Genomic DNA, 2,753 nt, shown 5'->3' on the forward strand with positions numbered 1-2,753 from the left:
CGAAGACAGAATTGTGAAGTATATTAACTAAATTGCAGTTACACAGAATCTGTTACACCCTCCTAGTTTACGTAAAAAATTACAATTGCTAATTAGATTATTTCTATCTAGGTGGCCAAAATAACTAAGCCACAACAACATTTATAACGTTGTAACGTAAGCTGTAAATAAACCCCACATACTCAATCATAAAAATAGTTGTCATAGTACCTCACCAATTTAAGGAGGCACTATGACATCACAAGAAAAACACCAGTATTGGTCTTCATTAATCGAGCAGCAAAAACAAAGTGACATTAGCATCACTCAGTTTTGCGCTGAGCAGAACATAAGCTATCAAACCTTTTATACATGGGCCAAAAAACTCCGAGTACAGCAAGAACCACAACGATTGCAACCCATTATTGTGACAGATGCATCCGTCGAGAATGCAAACGTCGTCACGCTAGTCCTTGCAAATGGTTTGCGTGCTCAGTTGCCAATTCATTTAAGCGCTAGCCAAATCCAGCATTGGGTTGCAGCACTACAATGACACCATCAGCTCAAGTTTATCTCGTCACGGGTATCACAGATATGCGTAAGTCCATCGATGGGCTATCGCTTATCGTTGCCGAAACCCTTGAAATGGACCCGTTTAGCGAGGCCTGGTTTATTTTTTGTAATCGTCATCGGGATAAACTCAAAATCTTGTTTTGGGACACGAATGGCTTTTGGCTTTATTATCGGCGGTTAGAAAAAGGCACATTTAAGTGGCCAACGCCCACACTCGATGGCGCGTTACACATCAGCAAAGCGCAGCTAAATTGGTTGTTATCGGGGTTGTCTATCGAGCATCACAGAGCGCATCGACCAATAACTAACCTAACAGTGTGATCAAATAAGCGATCATACTTTTAGACTTGAACGATCCTTTTTCGCTGTCACAATAAGGAGAAATGAACACATTCCCCACTCGTAATGACAACGCTTCCTGACGATATTGAGCAACTTAAGGCCATGATACTGCAGCTTCAACAAGCTGCGGACACGGCACAGGCACAAGCATTATTAGCCAAGGAAGCTGCCCATGTCGCACAAGAAGAAATTACCGAGCTTAAAGCGCAAATTAAGTTGTTAATTGAGCAATTAAATTTAAGTCAATCTAAGCGGTTTTCTTCAAAGAGTGAAAAAGTAGCTAAAGGCACCTTCAATGAGGCGGAGCAACAAGATATTGCTGAGCCATCAACGCAAACCAAAAAGAAAACAGGCCGTAAACCGTTACCTGAAGGGCTAGAGCGTGAAGTTATCACGCATGAAATTGACTCACCTTGTTGTGAATGTTGTCAGTCTCCATTGCACCAATGCGGCGTCGAAACCAGTGAAGAGCTTAAGATTATTCCTCAAAAAGTCACGGTTATCCGCCATGAACGGGTGAAATATGCCTGTCGTCAGTGTGAAAAAACGCAAACAAGCTCACGTATTATCACTGCGCCTAAGCCACCCAGTTTAATCCCTAAAAGTATTGGCAGTGCCGAGGCATTTGCCGCGGTTGTGACGGCAAAATATGTTGATGCACTGCCACTTTATCGTCAGGTCGATATCTTTACCCGCTCAGGCATTGATATTAGTCGTGCTACTTTAGCCAATTGGTGTGTGCAATTAGGCATGAAAGTTCAGCCCATTATTGATGCGATGCAGTCACAACTGCTCAATGAAAAGCTGATTTGCGCTGATGAAACCACCGTGCAAGTCTTAAGAGAAGCTGACCGAGAAGCGCAGTCGACCTCGTATATGTGGGTGTATCGCAGTGGTGAGTTTGTCCAAACGCCTATCGTGATTTATGACTATCATCCAAGCCGGGCAGGCCGTTGTGCTCAAGCGTTCTTGTCTGGCTTTTCTGGTTATTTACTGACAGATGGCTACGGCGCTTATGGCACATTAAAAGATGTCACCCATGCTGGCTGCATGGCACATGTGCGCCGAAAGTTCACTGATGCACAAAAAGCGAGTGGGTCAAAAAAAGCAGGTAAGCCTGAAGTTGCACTGAGCTATATAGCCAAACTTTACGCTATTGAAAAACGTTAAAAACAACTCAGCGCTCTTGAGCGCCAACAATTAAGACAACAAGAAGCTGTACCAATATTAGCGGAGTTTAAAACCTGGCTGGAGAAACAACAGGTACTTCCCAAAGGGTATTTAGGTAAAGCCATTACCTATGCACTAAACCAATGGCCAAAATTATTAACTTATCTTGAAGATGGTGACATTAGCATCGACAACAATGTCACTGAACGAGATATCCGCCCGTTCACAACGGGGCGTAAAAACTGGATGTTCTCAACGTCAGTCAACGGCGCGCATGCCAGTGCGAATTTATACAGTTTAGTGATGACCTGTCGAGCGAACGATATTAGTCCATATTACTACTTCAGACACTTGTTTACCGAGTTACCCAAGCGCCAGCCTACCGATGATTTAACCGATTTAATGCCGTGGAATGTTGTTCTGAACAATTTGGATTAACGTTTCACTGCTTCATTTACCGCTTACTTACGAGCAGAGTAGACCAAAATAAGCATTGTTGGAAAACAAAAACGATGCATTATGAATACATTAATGCTTGAGGCGGTATTAAAGGCTGGCTTAAGCGCCTAGATTAAAAATTAAGCACTAATGCAATGGTTCAGGAGTTTATCATAGTCTTGATTTAATTAATAAAGATGAAAATATTAGCCAATCAAACGGTAATTAATAGCAAATTTTGGATCAAATGA

2 protein-coding genes and 1 pseudogene are annotated in these 2,753 nt (G+C 42.4%); all 3 read left to right on the forward strand.

Annotated elements, in window-relative coordinates; genetic code table 11:
* The first annotated feature begins 232 nt into the window (after positions 1-232).
* The 3 genes and pseudogenes from tnpA to tnpC all read left to right on the forward strand — a co-directional run bounded on the left by tnpA (position 233) and on the right by tnpC (position 2,502).
* Positions 233-532, forward strand: a complete 300-nt coding sequence (gene tnpA / locus IEY42_RS21855) for an IS66 family insertion sequence element accessory protein TnpA (protein ID WP_188923192.1) — start codon at positions 233-235, stop codon at positions 530-532.
* Positions 529-873: an IS66 family insertion sequence element accessory protein TnpB gene (gene tnpB / locus IEY42_RS21860; RefSeq protein ID WP_188923191.1), complete on the forward strand. Its 345-nt coding sequence runs from the start codon at positions 529-531 to the stop codon at positions 871-873. The genes tnpA and tnpB overlap by 4 nt, the downstream gene beginning before the upstream one ends.
* An 84-nt stretch (positions 874-957) precedes the next feature.
* Positions 958-2,502 (forward strand): annotated as a pseudogene (gene tnpC, locus IEY42_RS21865) (IS66 family transposase).
* Positions 2,503-2,753: the final 251 nt, after the last annotated feature.

Origin of the sequence: Shewanella algicola (genome assembly GCF_014648035.1) — a bacterium.
Lineage (GTDB): Bacteria > Pseudomonadota > Gammaproteobacteria > Enterobacterales > Shewanellaceae > Shewanella > Shewanella algicola.

Bases quoted from the DNA above. Each gene is read 5' to 3' on its own strand.
- tnpA (WP_188923192.1), top strand. From the start codon at position 233: ATGACATCACAAGAAAAACACCAGTATTGGTCTTCATTAATCGAGCAG.
- tnpB (WP_188923191.1), top strand. From the start codon at position 529: ATGACACCATCAGCTCAAGTTTATCTCGTCACGGGTATCACAGATATG.